The organism is uncultured Roseibium sp., assembly GCF_947499295.1.
In the GTDB taxonomy this organism is placed as follows: domain Bacteria; phylum Pseudomonadota; class Alphaproteobacteria; order Rhizobiales; family Stappiaceae; genus Roseibium.
This window is the reverse complement of the sequence record NZ_CANMNP010000007.1, coordinates 188,578-206,818: the sequence shown is the minus strand read 5'-3', so window position 1 is coordinate 206,818 and position 18,241 is coordinate 188,578. Positions and strand designations below refer to the sequence as shown.

General features: G+C 54.3%; 17 protein-coding genes. 6 read left to right on the top strand and 11 right to left on the bottom strand.

The features are described from left to right. Positions 1 to 16 precede the first annotated feature (16 nt). Both Q0835_RS13460 and Q0835_RS13455 read left to right on the top strand, forming a co-directional pair. Positions 17 to 1,036 carry an RluA family pseudouridine synthase gene (locus tag Q0835_RS13460; RefSeq protein WP_298961966.1) on the top strand — a complete coding sequence of 340 codons (1,020 nt, stop codon included), beginning with the start codon at positions 17 to 19 and terminating at the stop codon, positions 1,034 to 1,036. A 235-nt stretch (positions 1,037 to 1,271) separates the two neighbouring features. Continuing rightward, on the top strand, positions 1,272 to 2,117 hold the full coding sequence (locus Q0835_RS13455; protein ID WP_298961963.1) for a hypothetical protein: 846 nt from the start codon (positions 1,272 to 1,274) through the stop codon (positions 2,115 to 2,117). A gap of 210 nt (positions 2,118 to 2,327) precedes the next feature. Here Q0835_RS13455 and Q0835_RS13450 read toward each other — a convergent pair whose 3' ends face one another. The 3 genes from Q0835_RS13450 to Q0835_RS13440 all read right to left on the bottom strand — a co-directional run bounded on the left by Q0835_RS13450 (position 2,328) and on the right by Q0835_RS13440 (position 4,353). Then, a complete protein-coding gene (locus Q0835_RS13450; protein WP_298961961.1) occupies positions 2,328 to 2,819 on the bottom strand; it encodes an ATP-binding protein in 492 nt (163 codons plus the stop codon). A gap of 54 nt (positions 2,820 to 2,873) precedes the next feature. Continuing rightward, positions 2,874 to 3,044 carry a hypothetical protein gene (locus Q0835_RS13445; protein ID WP_298820255.1) on the bottom strand — a complete coding sequence of 57 codons (171 nt, stop codon included), beginning with the start codon at positions 3,042 to 3,044 and terminating at the stop codon, positions 2,874 to 2,876. 73 nt (positions 3,045 to 3,117) lie between these two features. Further along, a complete protein-coding gene (locus tag Q0835_RS13440; protein ID WP_298961958.1) occupies positions 3,118 to 4,353 on the bottom strand; it encodes a tlde1 domain-containing protein in 1,236 nt (411 codons plus the stop codon). A gap of 416 nt (positions 4,354 to 4,769) precedes the next feature. On the opposite strand from Q0835_RS13440, the gene Q0835_RS13435 reads away from it, so the two are divergent. Both Q0835_RS13435 and Q0835_RS13430 read left to right on the top strand, forming a co-directional pair. Further along, on the top strand, positions 4,770 to 5,450 hold the full coding sequence (locus Q0835_RS13435; protein WP_298961956.1) for an HAD-IA family hydrolase: 681 nt from the start codon (positions 4,770 to 4,772) through the stop codon (positions 5,448 to 5,450). Continuing rightward, a complete protein-coding gene (locus Q0835_RS13430; protein WP_298961953.1) occupies positions 5,450 to 6,223 on the top strand; it encodes an ATP12 family protein in 774 nt (257 codons plus the stop codon). The genes Q0835_RS13435 and Q0835_RS13430 overlap by 1 nt, the downstream gene beginning before the upstream one ends. A 3-nt stretch (positions 6,224 to 6,226) precedes the next feature. Here the strand turns inward: Q0835_RS13430 and mgtE are convergent, their stop codons facing one another. From mgtE to Q0835_RS13400, 6 genes are all read right to left on the bottom strand, one after another. Further along, positions 6,227 to 7,651, bottom strand: a complete 1,425-nt coding sequence (mgtE, locus tag Q0835_RS13425) for a magnesium transporter (RefSeq protein ID WP_298961950.1) — start codon at positions 7,649 to 7,651, stop codon at positions 6,227 to 6,229. A gap of 74 nt (positions 7,652 to 7,725) precedes the next feature. Continuing rightward, a complete protein-coding gene (locus tag Q0835_RS13420) occupies positions 7,726 to 8,457 on the bottom strand; it encodes a proteasome-type protease (protein ID WP_298820265.1) in 732 nt (243 codons plus the stop codon). Between the two features lie 68 nt (positions 8,458 to 8,525). Next, the gene (locus Q0835_RS13415) at positions 8,526 to 9,344 is read right to left on the bottom strand and encodes a transglutaminase family protein (protein WP_298961947.1); all 819 of its coding nucleotides are present in this window, start codon (positions 9,342 to 9,344) and stop codon (positions 8,526 to 8,528) included. Positions 9,345 to 9,365: 21 nt separating this feature from the next. After that, positions 9,366 to 10,316, bottom strand: coding sequence for an alpha-E domain-containing protein (locus Q0835_RS13410; RefSeq protein WP_298820269.1), 951 nt, complete (start codon positions 10,314 to 10,316; stop codon positions 9,366 to 9,368). Beyond that, a complete protein-coding gene (locus Q0835_RS13405; RefSeq protein WP_298961944.1) occupies positions 10,317 to 11,741 on the bottom strand; it encodes a circularly permuted type 2 ATP-grasp protein in 1,425 nt (474 codons plus the stop codon). Between the two features lie 110 nt (positions 11,742 to 11,851). After that, entirely contained in the window at positions 11,852 to 12,853 is a 1,002-nt protein-coding gene (locus tag Q0835_RS13400; RefSeq protein ID WP_298820272.1) for a hypothetical protein, read from the bottom strand. A 272-nt stretch (positions 12,854 to 13,125) separates the two neighbouring features. Here Q0835_RS13400 and Q0835_RS13395 point away from each other — a divergent pair, with 272 nt between their 5' ends. Then, entirely contained in the window at positions 13,126 to 14,658 is a 1,533-nt protein-coding gene (locus tag Q0835_RS13395) for an acyl-CoA carboxylase subunit beta (RefSeq protein ID WP_298961941.1), read from the top strand. Positions 14,659 to 14,733: 75 nt separating this feature from the next. Here the strand turns inward: Q0835_RS13395 and Q0835_RS13390 are convergent, their stop codons facing one another. Both Q0835_RS13390 and Q0835_RS13385 read right to left on the bottom strand, forming a co-directional pair. Beyond that, positions 14,734 to 15,048, bottom strand: a complete 315-nt coding sequence (locus tag Q0835_RS13390) for a hypothetical protein (RefSeq protein WP_298961937.1) — start codon at positions 15,046 to 15,048, stop codon at positions 14,734 to 14,736. A 401-nt stretch (positions 15,049 to 15,449) separates the two neighbouring features. After that, positions 15,450 to 15,920, bottom strand: a complete 471-nt coding sequence (locus Q0835_RS13385) for a hypothetical protein (RefSeq protein ID WP_298961934.1) — start codon at positions 15,918 to 15,920, stop codon at positions 15,450 to 15,452. 250 nt (positions 15,921 to 16,170) lie between these two features. Here Q0835_RS13385 and Q0835_RS13380 point away from each other — a divergent pair, with 250 nt between their 5' ends. Beyond that, entirely contained in the window at positions 16,171 to 18,183 is a 2,013-nt protein-coding gene (locus tag Q0835_RS13380) for an acetyl/propionyl/methylcrotonyl-CoA carboxylase subunit alpha (RefSeq protein WP_298820281.1), read from the top strand. Positions 18,184 to 18,241 lie beyond the last annotated feature (58 nt).

Sequence of the window (18,241 nt, the reverse complement as noted above, 5' to 3'; positions counted from 1 at the left end):
TGACCTTGAGAACAAAATGTCCGCAATTGAACAGAAACAAGTGACCGCCGATGAAGCGGGCATGCGCCTCGACCGTTGGTTCAAGACCCACTATCCGGGGCTGGGTTTTGGCCGCCTGCAAAAGCTGCTGCGCACCGGTCAGGTGCGGCTTGACGGAAAACGTGTAGAAGCCAGCACGCGGATAGCCAAGGGCCAGACGGTACGCATTCCGCCATTGGGCGTGGAACTGCCGGCCAACGACAAGAAGAATGCTAAGCCGAAGTCCACGAAATTGACCGCAGATGATCGCAAGGCGATCGAGGACATGCTCCTTTTTGAGGACAATCAGGTGATGGTTCTCAACAAGCCGGCTGGGCTGGCCGTACAAGGAGGTTCCGGCCTGAAACGGCATCTGGACGGCATGCTGGACGCCTTCACTGACCGCAAGGGCAACAAGCCGCGGCTCGTGCACCGCCTGGACCGGGAAACGTCAGGGATCATTCTTGTGGCTCGCACCCGGCAGGCGGCACAGGAGCTTACCAAGGCCTTCCGGCATCGGAATACGCGCAAGATCTATTGGACGATGCTTGCCGGTGTTCCAAAGCCGCGTCAGGGCCGTATCTCAACCTTCCTGGCTCGCAATGAGGGGGAGGAGCGCATGCAGGTCGTGCGGCAGGGCGATGACGATGCGCAACATGCGGTGTCGCTTTATTCGGTGTTCGAGCAATCAGCGCAGAAGCTGTCCTGGGTCACAATGAAACCAGTGACAGGCCGAACGCACCAGTTGAGGGCTCACGCAGCTCATATCGGTCATCCGATCATCGGTGACGACAAGTATTTCAACATCGAGAACTGGGAACTTCCCGGCGGTATCCAGAACAGACTTCACCTTTTAGCCCGCAGGATCGTCATTCCGCATCCTTCCGGTCATGGCACGATTGACGTGTCCGCGCCTTTGCCTCCTCATATGCAGCAAACCTGGAACCTTTTGGGTTTTGATGCAACGGACTACGATCCGGAGGCAGACGACCCGGACGAAAGCGTTATCAAGCGCTAGAGTGCATCCAACAAATGTTGGATCATTTGACTGGTGTGCCTTCTTTTACCGGCCAACCTGTCTTTGCCTATGTGTTCAAGTTTCGCATTCTCATTGCGCCTTCTGCATTAGGAACCTGCGCAATGCATGGTGCTGCCGTCGAAAGGGCCTGTCCTATCTGTAAGACATACGGAGGTCGCATTTTTTGACTTCAAATCACTTTGCACAGGTTTGCTGTTCAGGAATTGTCGTCGCGTTGCTGAGTTCCATCCTGCTTTGCTTTCCCGCAACTTCACAGGATGACGGTCTGCACAACAGTTCCAAGGTGTTCTCGGCACCCGCTGACCTCTCATGGCAGGACTGGGATGCTCCGGAGGAACTGGAGCGAACATGGCGCGCGGCCATTGTTCGCGTGCCTGTCGGGCCTGGACACTCAAAACAAGTGACGATCGAAGATCTGCAACAGGGAACAATTGCGATCGAACGCAAACTCCCCACTGTCATCTATCTTCATGGCTGTAGCGGATTTTGGCCGGGTACCTTTGAACGAATTAAATTCCTTTCAGACAATGGATTTCTTGTTATTGCACCCGCGAGCTTGGCGAGAAAAACCTATCCTCGTTCCTGCAACGTGGAAACACGTGAGGGCGGCCTGTTTCGCGGCACTTTGGTGTTGCGAAACAATGATGCCGGTTACGCCATTGAAAGGGCGCGTGAAATCAAGATTGTTGATGATGAGAAGATTGTTCTAATGGGGTTCAGCGAAGGCGCTCTGGCTGCGGTAACCTTTCAGGCACAAAACCCTCAACAGCATGTCAGAGCCAGGATTGCGGAAGGCTGGACTTGCCACGCGCCTTGGACCGAGTACCGAGGCGTTAACGCGGCGGCCGACGAACCGGTTTTGACCCTCCTTGGCGCAGGAGACCCGTGGCATCAAAATAAGTGGACCAAAGGGGAATGCGCACCGTTTCTGAATACGGAAAACGGCAGTAAATCAATTGTTTATGATACTGGCGTGTTGTCGAATAAGCACGGATTGCTGGAATTCCAATCCGCGCAACAGGATGTTCTTGAGTTCCTGCATGAGAGTTTATTCGATTGAGGACACAAATGCTTTTTGTATCCGAAAACCTCATTTGCAGATGCAGAACAACATATTTCGGGTGGCAGCAACCAGTCCGTCCATACGGTAATTTGAAAGTCTAACTCCACAGGCGATATTGCGATTGGGCGCACGAGATCGTGCTGACGACCAATTTCAAAATCGAGGATTTTTATGGTGTTTTCTTGGTCGTAGGCGGCCTGCAGAGCTTTACCTAACGGGGCGAATTTCCAGATCAAAGGCCTCGTCTGGCTGAGGGGGCTGGAAGTAGCTGCTGATCTTGTCGAAGACGTCTTCACTTACCAAAAACTTGTGAGTTCCCGAGGCATTGCGCGCTTTCAGGCGTGCCTTGCAGACCTGGTCAGGAACGTCGAAATAATGCAGCTTGTGATGACAGCCAGCTTCCTCGAAAAGATGTCTTATCCATAGTCTCTGTTCCCGGGTATTGGCCGGAAAATCGAGCACGACAGAAAGACCTGACTTGAGAAGCGCGACGATATGGGGCGCGATTGTCTGCTTCAAACGCTCGGAACATCGTACATAGTCTGCAATGCTGACCAACTCGTCGCCGTAAAGACCGGACAGCCAGAGATCCTCGCTGATCATGATTGTTTTCGGATCAGCCGACAAGGTTTTTGCAAAAGTTGATTTTCCGGAGGCGATCTTTCCGCAGAGCATGTGAAGCGTTGTTGCAACGGGCATGGACTGTCCCACCGTTCCCCTGGGTTTGTTGAATTTCTGACCGCGGCCTTTGGATCAGAGCCCCTGAAACAATGCACTCAAAATAACGGATGCCACAGTGACTGCTGCAACACCGGCAACAAGTTTCCAGGCATCAGAACGTTTTTTGAGACCAGGCCAGCCGAGCGGCTTTATCACCTGGATTGCAGCAATCAGGATCAAAAACAGCGCAAGTATTTTTGTCACGGGAGGCTCCTGGCCGAACGGGAGTGGCTATACTCTAGGGCATAGCCAATCGGGAAGACACTCGCAAGAGATCTCAAGCGCCGCTTTGCCTCTGAAGTTTCGCCATATAGGTCGGCAGCTTGTTCATGGATGGAACAACGATCAGAGTTTTGACCTTGCCGCTCTTATAGGCACGCAGAAACTTGTTGTAATCCTTGAAGGCGACACAGCCATGAGACCCGATGCTGTTCCTCAGGAGGCGGGTATGGGTCAGCATACCGTCCCGGCCTTTCATGGCAGACTTGTCGAGCGGCAGCATGCGTATTGCCTCTACACCGTGAAAACGGCGTTCGCGCATGCGCAATTTGTAGACATTCGGGGGTGTCGGCCCGAGGTTCTTCACATATGCGTATTTGGGATTGTCCATGCGATGACCGATCCCGGAATGTGCTTCAAGCTTGGTGCCGTCTGGCATATGAACTGTTGCGGCGCTGATGTCGTAAACGGCGATACCGCTTCCTCGACCAGGCAATCCGCCTCGAGCGCCGTTGAAGAGTTTGCCAATTCCACTGAAAACACCAGCTTCCTCGTTCTTAGGATCGCCGGGCGCCGCATATGCAAGGGCGGGCGCAGTGTTACGTGGTTTCACACTGTCGTCCGCAGTAGCGCGAGAAGCCGGTTTTGCGCGTCGCGGCGGATTTGGCTTTACAGCTGGGGCAGGGGGAAGGATTGCGCCCGGTTTGATAGGGGAAGATGTGGCAATTGAGGCGACGACGCTAACTGGGGCCTCTGCACTTGTCGTCACCAATGCTTCGGCCAAAGTGCCAACGCTTTGGTTCGCCGCGACTGTGACTGTCGGTGCAGGCAACGCTTCTGCCAGTTGAGAAGCCTTTTGAGCGGCCAACAGGCTGCGTGCCAGCTTCATGTGCGCGAGTTTTGCTGCCAAAGCTTCTTTGGCGATCTTTTTTGCGGACGCTTCGCGTTCGGCTGCGACATCGAAAGAGGCCGTCGCCGATGAAACAGCGACCGTGCCAGCTTGCCCTGTCAGAGTGATGCCAATTGTTGCTTGATCTGAAATCTGCGCAGCTGGGTGTTGAGCGTCTTTATCCAACGAAGCAAACCCTGAATGCTGCGCGGAGGCCAGTTCGTCAACAGAACCAAGGAGTTTGGCAAATTGAGCGGGTGCCATTGCAGGGTTCATAAAGGCGGCAATGGCGGCAAATCCGGCGATAAGCAGCGTTGCACCACCAAGTGCCGTCAAAAAAGTGCGCTGGATTGTCTTGGGTGTCACATGCCTACGGCGGCTGGTGCATTGTTTGTTCTGAGGCATTCAGACAAAACCACTCTCGTTCGCGCAGCTTTTTCAAGCTGCGTCCCAAAATCCGTGTTCTTTGGTGACAAAGCTGCCCCAAATAGTCATGCCCACCCGGCCTGACGATTATTACCGTTCATGGTAACCAGGGCGTTTAGAAACGTGGTTAACCGAACGTTAAGTGTGTCCGGGTGTGCGATAACCAAGATAAAGAGGCAATTTTCAGGCGCTCAGCTAAATTCGGCGATATCCAAAACAAGAAGTTGGAAAGAAGGGGATTGGGCAGCTTTTGCCGATCGGTATTCCTGCCAGCATGCGCGGTTCCCCGGTGCTGCTCTTGACCGCAAAGCCAAAACGCTGCACATGCGGGAGAGCAAACTCATCTTCGATTTCCGGTTCCCTCCGGCGCCGGCAAGTCTTCCTTTTGGGGCCCTATGTATCTGATCCTTTTTGATGTCGACGGCACATTGGTGGACAGTCAAAACACCATCTTTCATGGACTAAAGGTAGGTTTCGCCGCAGTTGACCTTCCTATGCCCGATCGAAAGACGGCGTTGTCAATTGTTGGTCGGTCGCTTGAAGAAGCGTTTCTGGATCTGGTTGGCACAACGCATGCTGACAAAGTTCCCGCGATGGCCGCAGCGTACAGAGAGGCGAAGGTTTCAAGACGCAGTCAAGGTCTGGATCTCGATCCGCTCTATCCGGGCGCTCGCAAGGCGATTGACCAGCTTCATGCACGTGAAGACTTCTTGCTCGGGATTGCAACAGGAAAGGCGATGCGTGGCGTTCGGCATATGTTTGACAGTCATGACCTTCATGGACGGTTTGTGACGATCCAGACTGCCGATACATCTCCCTCAAAACCACATCCGGACATGGTGCTTCGCGCAATTGCAGAAACGGGAGTCGAGCCTGAGAACACCGTCATGCTTGGCGATACCGGATTCGACATGGCTATGGCCAAGGCGGCCGGTGCGCATGCCATTGGCGTCACATGGGGCTATCATGACCATTCCCGTCTCGTCGAAGAGGGGGCGGATCAAATTATTCAAAACTTTGAAGAACTCAAATTTGCCGTGTCAGAGGTTATGAAAATTCACAAGGAAACAATGTGATGCGTGACTTTCTTGAAGCCTTACAAGAAGAAGCGGTCAAGGATCCGGAGCAGCGTGCGCGTGAACTCTCCAGGCGGGAGTTGCCCAAGCGGTTTTACAAGGATGCAAAGCACGTTGCGGGTGATAGCGGATTTGAAATTCACCTCGATGGCCGGCCGGTCAAAACACCGGGTCGTGAGACACTGGTCTTGCCGTCAGACGCCCTTGGCGCGGCTGTTGCTGCTGAATGGAACGCCCAGGAGAAGGAAATCAATCCTGCGAACATGCCTCTCACACGGATTGCCAATTCGGCGCAAGACGCAGTGCGTGTCCGGTTCGGTGAAGTTGCTGACGATATCACCCGGTTCGCAGGCAATGATGCGCTTTGCTATAGGGCAGACGAACCCGAAAGCCTTGTAGAAACGCAGCGGACCATCTGGGATCCGGTCGTCAATTGGGCAGATGGGCTCCTGGGTGGCAGGTTTGTCTTGATCGAAGGCATTGTTCATGCACCACAAGCTGACGATCTGCTTTCGGCATATCGAAATCATATTGATGCAGTTACACCCTTGCAGCTTGCAGCCCTTCACACAATTACCAGTGTGACAGGGTCCGCGTTGTTGGCACTTGCCCTAAAAGAAGGGCAGCTGGATGCAGAAAGCGCATGGACTGCGGCGCATGTGGAAGAAGACTTCAATATCGAGCGTTGGGGCGAGGACGCGGAAGCTGCGCAAATTCGGACCTACAAGCGAGCAGAGTTTGATGCCGCCGTTTTGGTCCTCAAAGAGGGCTAGTCCTCAGGCCAGATAAAAAGTCGTTGCCATAAGGAAAAAGATCAACACTCCCAGCACATCGTTTGATGACGTAATGAAGACACCGATTGCCATGGCAGGATCAATGCCGATCTTGTCCAGCACAATGGGGACCGTTGCTCCGACCATTGCCGCAAGCGTGGTCACGCACAAGAGTGAAAGCGATGTGGCGAGCGCAAGTCGCACCGGATCTTCAAGAGGTACGATCATTGATGCGCCCAAGACCAGACAGCCGAGCAACGTTCCGGCAATGGCGCCGTTGAATAGCGCTGCAACAAATTCCTTCATGAGCCGGAAAAAGATGTCGCCGGACCAAAGTGCGCCGGTAGCGATGCCTTGAACCGCAACAGCCGATGCCTGTAGACCGGCATTTCCGGCCATGGACATTGTTACGGGGATGAAAGCTGCAAGAATGGCGGCTTCCGCCAGCTGATCTTCATATGAACCGACCACGGTTGCAGCAACGCTCGCACCGACAAGGCCGGCAAGAAGCCAGGGCAGGCGCCCCTTGACGATCCGCAAAACGGTATCATCCGAGCGGGCTTCACCTGACACACCACTCATAAGCAGCATATCCTCGTTGGCTTCGTCTGCCGCAATCCGGGTCAGCTGTTTCGGGGTAATCCGGCCAATCAGTTGACCATCCCCGGACACCACCGGGACGGTGCGCATGTCGCGTTTGCGCGCGAGTCTGAGGACTTCTTCCTGGTCCGTGTCGGCCGAAACAGCGATCACGTCCTTGTTCATGATCTTCTTGAGCTGCGTCTGATTGGGGGCCAATAGCAGCTTGCCGACCTCGACAGTGCCCGTCAGCCGGCCTTTCGCATCTGTTACATAGACCGTGAACACCTTGCGGATCCCGCTTGCTTCCGCTCGCATCTGGGCGACGGCGTCGCCTGCAGTACACTCCTCCGGTAGGGCAACAAACTTTCTCGCCATCACGCGCCCGGCCGTGTCGTCGGCATAGGACCCGCGCGTCCCGATATCTTCGATGTCGGGCAATCTTGCGATCAGCTCTTCGGCGGCGTCATCTGGAAATTCGTTTAGAATTTCCACCGCGTCTTCCGGGTCAAGACCTGCAAGAATGTCGCGAAACTGTTCGAGCGTGCTTTCCTCCATCAATATGGAACGAAACTCGGGGCGAAGCTCTGCAACGACCTTGATCGATGGATTGGCCGGAAGCCATTGAAAGAGTTTTCGAGCGTGTTTAAGCCGGAGGCGAACGAGCAACTGCATCACGTCCAGTGGGTCCCATTTTTTCAGGAGATCCACCAATTGGATCCGCTCACCGGCTTTGATCATCTCGCGCACGGCTCTCAAGGCGTCGTCGTTTTCCTCAAGCGGCTCTTGCGCCGGTTCCCTGGTCCAGGAAACAGGTTTGAGATCCGATGTTGTGCTGGCATTGCTCATGGACATGAACTCCGGAATTTCCGGTACGCATCTACTGCGGATTTATGACGGCAGCCTGACAGGCTGAATGGAGGCTAGACCTCAAACTCATCGATATCGCTGAACGCTTCCCGCAACTTGTCTGACCAGCTTTGAGAAAGCTTCCGGAAATAAGGGTCGTTCTGCTCAATGCGAACCTGACGCTCGGTCGAGAAGGTATCGGTATTGTAGAGAAGCATGTCGATCGGCATGCCGACGGACAGGTTGGAACGCAAGGTTGAGTCGAAAGACAAAAGGACAAGCTTTGCCGCTTCGCCGAGGCGCATGTCAGAGCGGGTCACCCGGTCCAGAATAGGTTTTCCATACTTGTGCTCACCGATCTGCAAAAACGGCGTGTCCTCAGAGACTTCGATGAAGTTTCCGGCAGCATAGATCTGGAACATGCGCGGCTCTTCGCCCCTGATCTGCCCGCCCAGAATGAAGGTTACGAAAAAGCTTTCAGCACTGGTCGCCAGCGCTTCGCCGTCGATTTCCTTGACCTCGCGCACAGCACTGCCGACCAGGCGCGCAACCTGAAACATTGTCTTGGCCGTCATAAGCGTGGCCCGACTGTCTTCAACAGATGTGATGTGTTCGCTCAGCAGTGAGACGACAGCCTGAGTAATGGCCAGATTGCCAGCCGACAACAACGTTATGACGCGTTCGTTGGGTTCTTCCCAGGTGTGCAGCTTCTTGAATGTGGCTATGTTGTCGACACCGGCATTGGTTCGGGTGTCCGATGCAAACAGCAGCCCACGGTCCAATTTCAAACCGACACAATAGGTCATTCCAAAGCCCCGCCCATGCTTCAATTCCGGGCTTCAGAAACCCGGCTTAGGTCTTTGCCTTATGACAGCTATTGCTGCTGTTGCAAAGCAGCCTGTGCGACATCCACTTCTACTTGAAGATTTTCTTCAAGACCGCCGAAACGAAGTCCTTTGATGGGCGCTGCGGATCGCGAATCGAGCCCGGTCGTGAGGCGAATGTAGCGGTCGGTCGGGCACATGGCATTGGAGATGTCGAATCCGGTCCATCCCAGGCCATTGATCAGAACCTCGGCCCAGGCATGATGTGCTTCGGAGGCCTGTTCTTCTTCCAGAAGCAAATATCCAGAGACGTATCTGGCTGGAATGCCGATCGAGCGAGCGGCCGCTATGAATATATGCGCGTGATCCTGGCACACGCCTTCGCCAGCAGCCAGTGCAGCGGTGGCGGATGCATGGGTCTCAGTGACGCCGATCCTGTATTCCACCTTATCGCGAATGGCATGCATGAGGGCGTGAAAGCCTGCGATCTTGTCATGGCTTTCGGCAAGTGTTGCAAGTTTGCGGATCGCTTGATTGGTCTGGGTCAACGGTGTCACGCGCGTATAGAGGCGGGTGGGAGCACCTGCATCCGGTTCGTGCCCGATGACACCATTCGTATCGATGGTGTCGACGGTGCCCGACGCCGTTATCTCGACCGTCTCCACCGGCTCGCTTCTGGAGACCATATGCACCCGGTTCTCGAAGGCGTCCTTGTAAGTGGTGGCACGCTCAATGCCGGGAGCGTCGATGGACCATTCCACGATCGTCTGTGAGGGACCATCTTCAGGTGTCAGCCTGAGTTGCTGCATGGCATTGGCCAATGGCGTGTCGTAGCGGTATCGGGTCGTGTGTCGGACAGTCAGTCTCATGGGGTCGGTCCGGGGCTCAGGTCAGGCAAAGTTGTAGTCTTCGGAAAGCTGTTGGGCGAACTGGTTGTTCTTGCCGATGAAATCGGTCAGGAATTCATGGAGGCCTTCCTGATAGATTTCCCGCATTTGCTTTTGCCGTAATTCTTTTGCGATGTCGGTTGCAAGCTGTAGGCTCGGCTCGCTTGAGCCATAGAATTGTTCCAGGTCTTCCGCGGTATCGCTTATCCAATCGTAACAGTGCGCCAGAGACCGTGGCATTTCTTTCCTGAGCACGAGAAACTCGGTGATATTGAAAGCCTTCAGGTGGCCATTTGAATAGGCGAATCGGTAGCTTCTGCGACCGGAAAGCGCCCTGAGGATCGCGGACCACTGGAAACGGTCCGTCGAACCGTCTTCGATAATATCGTTGTCCGGCAGAAGTACCCAATATTGTGTGTTCAAGATGCGGGCGGTGTTGTCGGCACGCTCGACGAAGTTGCCCATCTGGCTGAAGCAATAACCGTCATCCCGCAGTACTGTGTTCAGGAAGGCTCCCCGGCAGAGATGTTCGCGATGGATCACCCAGGCCATGAAGTCGGGGAGTTTTTCCTGCGTTATCGATTGCGGATTGACTTCGGCAAACTCGATCCAGGTTGTGTTGATTGCCTCCCAAAGCTCAGCCGTGATGCTGGTACGCACAGCGCGGGCATTATTGCGCGCATGTTCCAGGCTGTTCCTGACACTTGCCGGATTGTCTTTGGAAAAGATCAGATAGTTGGTGACATTTCGAAGAGCCAGTTCGTCGTATTTGGCCTGAAAACCGCTTTCACAGCCGGCGCAGGTAAGTGCGAAAGTCCAATGTGTGCCGTGCTCCTGGCCCATGTGAGACATGATGGCGCCACGGTAGCCCACTTCCAGCAGGCGTGTGACGTTTAGCGCGCGCTCTTGATAACGCGACATCCAAAACAGCGAAGAAGCGGTTCTTCCGAGCATCTAATCCTCAAGTACCCAGGTGTCTTTGGTGCCGCCGCCCTGACTGGAGTTCACGACAAGCGACCCCCTTTTCAGTGCAACTCGGGTCAGGCCGCCGGGAGTGATGCGAACCCTGTCTCCGATCAGGACAAACGGGCGCAGGTCCACATGGCGCGGGGCAACGCCCGATGCCACATGTGTCGGGCAGGCCGACAAGGCCAAGGTTGGCTGCGCAATGTAGTTGGACGGATTGGATTCCAAAACCTTCCGGAATTCGGCAATTTCCCGCTTCGACGCAGTTGGACCTATCAGCATCCCATAGCCGCCGGATCCGTGAACTTCCTTCACCACAATCTCTTCAAGATTGTCCAAAACATAGGCAAGGTCGTCGGGGCGGGAACAGTTCCAGGTCGGCACGTTGTTCAAAATAGGCTTTTGACCTGTATAGAACTCGATGATGTCGGGCACATATGCATAGATCGCCTTGTCGTCCGCGATGCCGGTTCCGGGTGCATTGCAGATCGTGACATTGCCGGCCCGATAGGCGTCAAACAATCCCGGTACGCCTAGCATGCTGTTCGGATTGAAGGTGAGGGGGTCCAGAAACGCATCGTCTATGCGCCGGTAAATGACATCGACCTGCTTCGGTTGACGCGTCGTACGCATGAACACCTTGCCTGCATCGACAAAGAGATCTCGGCCCTCGACAAGTTCAACGCCCATTGAGTCTGCCAAAAACGCGTGTTCAAAATAAGCGGAATTATAAATGCCCGGTGTCAGGACGACCACAGTCTGGGTTGACTTGGACAAGTCCGGAGCGACGCTTTCCAAGGTGCGGCGAAGGCTTTCCGGATATTGCTCGACCGGGGCGACACGATGCATCTGGAAGAGTTCGGGAAACAGGCGCATCATGGTTTCCCGGTTCTCCATCATGTAGGAGACGCCGGACGGTGTGCGGGTGTTGTCTTCAAGAACGTAGAATTCGTTCTCTGACACCCTGACGAGGTCTGTACCGATGATGTGCGCGTAGACTTTGCGCGCGGGTGTGAACCCGGCCATTTCCGGAAGAAACGCCTCGTTCTGCAAGATCAGATCGGCAGGTATTCTGCCGGCTCTCAGGATCTCCTGCCGGTGATAGATATCATGCATGAACGCATTCAGCGCTCGTACACGCTGATCGATGCCGGCTGACAGGCGCCGCCATTCCCTAGCCGATATCACACGGGGGATCGGGTCGAAGGGAATCAGGCGCTCGGTTGCCTCTTCGGCACCATAGACCGCAAAAGTGATGCCGAGACGTCTAAAGATCGTTTCGGCATCTCGGCTCTTTTTGGAAAGGAAGTTGGCGGGCTTGTCTTCAAGCCAATTTGAGAGCCTGGCATATGGAGTGCGAGGGTTCCCGGTCTCGTCGAGCATTTCATTGAAGAAAGTGCGAGCGTCCGCCATTGCCTCCCCTTTGCGTGTGCTTCGTTGTTAAGCAATCATTGCAAATTTCTGAAGGCTGTCAAAGTACAAACTGGCGGCGCTCTTGCTCACTCTTTAGGCAACTTCACATTCTAGTCTCTATAGGAAGTCGTTCCATCCACCTTTGTGAAGCGTCCCTTGCCGTCAACATGAACGGTCATGGTGTCATCTGCGGACCAGTAGGGATAGTTGGTGAATTTGAAGATGCGCGGGTAGATCTTGAGTTTGCCGTTTTTCGCGACTTCCTTAGTGTTGGAGACCGTCAGCATGCCGGCTTCACTTCGCCCTGCCGGCTGCAACTGACTGAGATTGATGCCAGGCTGCTCATTGCGGTTGAAGCTCTGATAAAGCTCACCACCATAAACTGCACAGTCAATATGCAGTTTGCTGCGACCGATCCGCGGCCCTGAAGAAGTCGGAGCCCACTTGATGTTGCCGTCGATCCCCCATTCGTCCACCCCAAAACCGAGATGAATAGTCGTACCGTCTTTGACCGGGATGTTTTTCATACGCATATAAACGTTTCCGGAACGGTTCTCGACTGAGTACTCCGGCGAAATGTAGTTCCAGCCGATTTCACCATCCAGAACGTGAAGTTTTTGCCATTCATAGAAGATCCCGGCACCGATGGATGCCGATATTGGTGTGGGAAGGAGGTTGAATTGTCGTCCCTGCTGAACAACCCCGAGGTCGCCAACAATATACTGTGCGAGACGTTTACCGGATTCATGCAGTGCCCATTCGCCGGTTTGCTTACCAGCGGCTTTCATGACTTCCTTGAAAACGCTTGCTCCGGACTTGACGACCGCATCGGCATCACCGCCAAAGGACAGTTCCCAGTCAAGACCGGAAGATGTAATGCCGTCCATCTCTCTTGCGGTGCGGCACCCTGTGACCAGAAGAACCGCCATGGCAGTGCCGGCTTCCGCCATCAAACCTGCGCGTTTGCCGGTCACCAGTACCTGTATGGGTAGTTTCTTCGATCCCATATTCCAGAGATCAAACTGAAAAACGCTTCCACCGGCGAGTATCGAACCGGAGAAACCGCCGCCTAAGATGGCAATCCATGTTGTTTCGGGACTGTATAAAGTCATCGCAAATGCTCCCAGCCGGCTTGCACTATTAAGCCATAAAAATGCATTTTGATTTCAGGGCAAAATCCCTTCGGTGCCCGGACCCAAACAAAAAAACGGCCCGTTCACAATCGCCGAACTTAGTATGAAATAACGTTAGGGGATGTGTCGCAAATCATATTTTTGCCGTTTTGTGGGTGCCGTCCGCGTACTTCCCCATAATCCCAAGTGCTGACTATGCCGCGACTGGGGGGCATGTTAGAGCCTCAGCTGACGTATTTTTGGAGGACCGGATGAAAGAAGTTCTGGCCGAATTGGAAACCCGCCGGGAAACGGCCCGGCTTGGTGGCGGGCAGCGTCGCATCGATGCGCAGCACTCGAAAGGCAAGCTGACGGCGCGTGAGCGGATCGAGATCCTTTTGGACGAAGGCTCCTTTGAAGAGTTTGACATGTTCAAGCAGCATCGGTGCACCGATTTCGGCATGGAAGAACAGCACATTCCCGGCGACGGTGTTGTGACCGGTTGGGGTACTGTCAACGGTCGAACAGTCTATGTGTTTTCGAAAGACTTCACGGTTTTCGGAGGCTCCCTGTCGGAAGCCCATGCTGAAAAAATAACCAAGCTGCAGGACATGGCACTGCAAAATCGCGCGCCAGTCATTGGTCTCTTCGACGCCGGTGGGGCCCGTATTCAGGAAGGTGTCGCCGCGCTGGGCGGATACGGCGAAGTGTTCAAGCGCAACGTGCTTGCATCAGGTGTTATTCCCCAAATATCGTTGATTATGGGACCTTGTGCCGGAGGAGATGTCTATTGTCCGGCCATAACCGATTTTATCTTCATGGTCAGGGACACGTCCTACATGTTCGTTACCGGACCTGATGTTGTGAAGACGGTCACCAACGAAACCGTGACAGCAGAAGAACTCGGCGGCGCGTCGATCCATACGACAAAGTCTTCCATCGCGGACGGGGCGTTCGACAACGATGTTGAGGCGCTGGATGAAATGCGGCGTCTGATCGATTTTCTACCCATGAACAATCAGGCCGATTTACCTGAACTGACGAATTACGACGATCCGGAGCGTATCGACAACAGCCTGGATACCCTTATTCCGGACAATCCGAACAAGCCTTACGACATGAAGGAACTCGTTCTCAAAACAGTCGATGAGGGCGACTTCTACGAACTGCAAGCCAGTTTTGCGGGAAACATTATTACCGGGCTCGGGCGTATCGAAGGGCGGACGGTCGGTATTATTGCCAATCAACCGATGGTGCTTGCCGGGGTTCTGGATTCTGATGCCAGCCGCAAGGCCGCACGGTTCGTGCGGTTTTGCGACTGTTTCGGCATTCCGATCGTTACCTTTGTCGATGTACCTGGATTCTTGCCTGGGACGTCGCAGGAATATGGTGGCCTCATCAAACATGGAGCGAAGCTGTTGTTTGCCTACACGGAAGCGACAGTACCGAAAGTGACCGTGATTACGCGCAAAGCCTATGGTGGCGCTTATGACGTCATGAGTTCGAAGCATATCGGTGGCGACATCAATTATGCCTGGCCGTCTGCCGAAATTGCGGTCATGGGGGCAAAGGGTGCCGTTGAGATCCTTTATCGGTCAGAACTTGGCGATGCGGACAAGATTGCACAGCGCACCAAGGACTACGAAGACAGGTTTGCAAACCCGTTTGTTGCTGCCGAACGTGGGTATATCGACGATGTGATCCGACCTCATTCAACCCGTCGCAGGGTTGCCAAAGCACTTGCTTTGCTGCGGACGAAGAATGTTGAGATGCCATGGAAGAAGCACGACAACATCCCGCTGTGAACAGAGACGGAATGCTAGGTTGCGAGACGACAAAGGGCCGGTTTTCCGGCCCTTATTTGGATCTGGAATTGGTGATCAATTCCAGCGATTAAAGCCGCCGCGTCCGAATAGTGGTTCTTTGCACTGGTAGGCCACAGGACATTTGCGGTTGTCGCGCGTCGGGCCGTACTGCACGAACAGCTCCTGGTTCCAATCGCAATAGCTTCTGTTTGAAACGAACATGGAATAGGTGTGCTGGCCTGTCGTGAAGACGACGGCGCCATGCCGAACCACCATGTTCTGTGCTTGTGCGCAGGTCATTTGACGAAGGTCCGGGCGCGCCTCTGCGGCGGTGGCCATGCAAATACCGGCAAGAGCGAGCGTTGCGCTGAAGAGTTTGCCTTTACGCATTGATATCTCCTTGCGATGCCGGAAAACTTTGTTGCGTTTGAAATCCGGCGAGAAGCAATAGTTTAAAGAGTGACTCTTGAACTTAACCTTGGGTAAGAGCTTGACGAAGTCTGTATCAATTCGCCTTGCGGAGATGTGACGCCGGACACTTAAATTCAGCTTAGCTCCCGTTTTGCGAATAGGTCATATTTTAAGAAGTCGGGCCCAAGAAGAGCTTCCATCATAGAATTGTGTAGCGAAGTTGCCTGAAGTTCCGGGTGCGAACGGCAGATTGCCTAAATAGCTTGAATGGCTGAAACGCACGTGTCGACAGATTACCTGAAGCAACAATCAGCAGGCTGAGTTGGCTCAATCGCAATCCATGGGAAAATGGTGTTGAGGGACGGGCTCCCAAACACTGATCAGGAATGTATCTTCCCGAAATCCGTCGGGCAGACGGGGCCGGGCAGGATCTGTTGGACGCCTTTGAGCGAAAATCCAGCGTAACGGTTGTCTTCGAATTTGACCGCCAAAGTGCTGGCCGCGCGCAGGCGATGCCAGACATAGCTGAAACTGTCGGAACAAGCGGCGCAATCGCTGCCGATATATCCCTGTTTGTTGACCGGCAGATCAAGGATCTCACGGTCCAGGATCAGCTTAACGTGGCTGTTCGGCTTTGGTGTTTGACCATCGATTTCGATATGGAGAACGGTTCCGTTGACCTTGCGCGCCGGATGGCACCAAATGATGAAGTTGGCGCCGACATTGTTTGTGGTCCAGTAACGGGTGAAACCGTCGACGTCGCCTCGGCTCCACTTGGCGAACGTCTCTGCGTTCCCGGTCTGAGACAACAATGTGACTGCAACGAGTGCAAAAGCAAAAAGCTTTGCCATGGGTTCTCCTCCAAGCATTAGTATTTACTGCAATAGTTTTCTTAAGATTGAGATAAAAGCGGCTTGCAATTTTCTGCCGGAACCGGCTGAAAAGCATCACATTTCTGTCAGGGGCATTCCGTTGATGTATCAAGAGCCAGATGGAGAGCGATGCAAGGTGTCCGCAATACTCCTCTCGCCCTTTGGATAAGTTGCGCAGGGCAGTGGCCCAGCCTACAACTCTGGAAACGATCCAGCTGGGTGGAATTCAATGTTCTCGAAAATTCTTGTCGCCAACCGGGGCGAGATCGCTTGCCGGGTTATCAAGACGGCACGCCGCATGGGCATCAAGACGGTTGCAGTCTATTCAGACGCAGACCGGGACGCGCTGCATGTTGAGATGGCTGACGAAGCGGTTCATATCGGACCGGCTGCCGCTGCTGAGTCCTATCTGCTGGCTGACAAGATCATAGCTGCGTGCAAGGAAACGGGTGCCGAGGCTGTTCACCCGGGATACGGGTTCTTGTCCGAACGCTCGAGCTTTCCAGAGGCACTGGCCAAAGAAGGTATTGTCTGGATCGGCCCGAACTCTCGCGCTATCGAGGCTATGGGTGACAAGATCGAATCCAAAAAGTTCGCAAACAACGCCAATGTCAGCACGGTTCCCGGGTATCTCGGTGTGATTGAATCGGCAGATCAGGCAGTCGAGATAGCAGGTGATATTGGCTACCCGGTGATGATCAAGGCCTCTGCCGGCGGTGGCGGCAAAGGAATGCGTATCGCCTGGAATGGGGAAGAGGCCAGGGACGGTTACACCCGTTCCAAGTCCGAAGCGGCATCTTCATTTGGCGACGACCGCGTCTTTATCGAAAAGTTCATCGAAAACCCCCGTCACATTGAAATACAGGTTCTTGGTGACAAGCACGGAAACGCGATTTACCTGGGAGAGCGCGAATGCTCGATCCAGCGCCGCAATCAGAAGGTCATCGAAGAAGCTCCGTCGCCGCTGCTTGACGAGGAAACGCGTCGCAAGATGGGCGAGCAAGCCGTCGCACTTGCGCAAGCCGTCGATTATGACAGCGCGGGTACGGTTGAGTTCGTTGCCGGTCAAGACAAGAGCTTTTATTTTCTGGAAATGAACACCCGTCTTCAAGTCGAACACCCGGTCACGGAACTGATTACCGGTGTTGACCTGGTTGAGCAGATGATCCGCGTTGCAGCGGGTGAAGAACTGTCTCTTGAACAGGATGATGTGAAGTTGAAAGGCTGGTCGGTCGAAAGCCGGATCTATGCTGAAGATCCCTATCGGAATTTTCTGCCGTCGATCGGACGTTTGGTGCGCTATCAGCCGCCAGAAGAGGTCTCTGCTGACGGTTTGACGATCCGGAACGACACCGGTGTTGTCGAAGGGTCGGAGATCTCCATGTTCTACGATCCCATGATTGCCAAGCTGATTACCCATGCTCCAACCCGCGAACAAGCCATCGACGCAATGAGCACGGCGCTAGATGCATTTTATGTCGATGGGATCCAGCACAACGTTCCATTCCTGACCGCGCTGATGAACCATCCGCGTTGGCGATCCGGGGAATTGGCAACGAGTTTCATTGCCGACGAATACCCGGACGGGTTCTCACCTGCCGTTCCAGACGAAGCTGCCTATTCCGTGCTTGCGGCTGTCGCTCTTTCCATGGGAGCCCTGGAGCGTGAACGTCTGGACCATCTGCCAGGTCGTTTGCGGCCTCATTCAGGCGCTGTTCGGGAAGACTGGGTGGTCCGGCTCGACAAGACTTATGTGCCGATACGTCTTGCCGCAGGTTATCCCGGGACACCTGTCGAACTCGATGTTGCCGTCGGTGATGGTCCTTTGATGAATGTTGAATCGGACTGGGCCCCTGGAGCCCCGCTTTGGTCAGGTAAAGTCGGCGATCAGCCGGTAACAGTGCAGATCCGAAAGGTAACCGGTGGCCATCGACTGGACTGGCAAGGTTATTCCGTCGTTGCAAAAGTAATGACACCGAGGGTTGCCGAACTTGACGAACTGATGCCTGAAAAGCTGCCGCCGGACACGTCCAAGATGTTGTTGTGTCCAATGCCGGGGCTCGTTGTCTCGATAGCCGTTGACGAAGGGCAAGAGGTGAAGGCTGGTGAACAGCTTGCGGTTGTTGAAGCCATGAAGATGGAGAATGTCCTGAGAGCTGAGAGGGACTGCACGATTTCAGCTATCAAGGCAGCTCCAGGTGACAGCCTCGCCGTAGACGCGGTGATCATGGAGTTCTCGTGATTTGAAGCTTGATTGACACCTTGAGCGGACAAACGCTAGTGCTGCGGCCCATGGCATT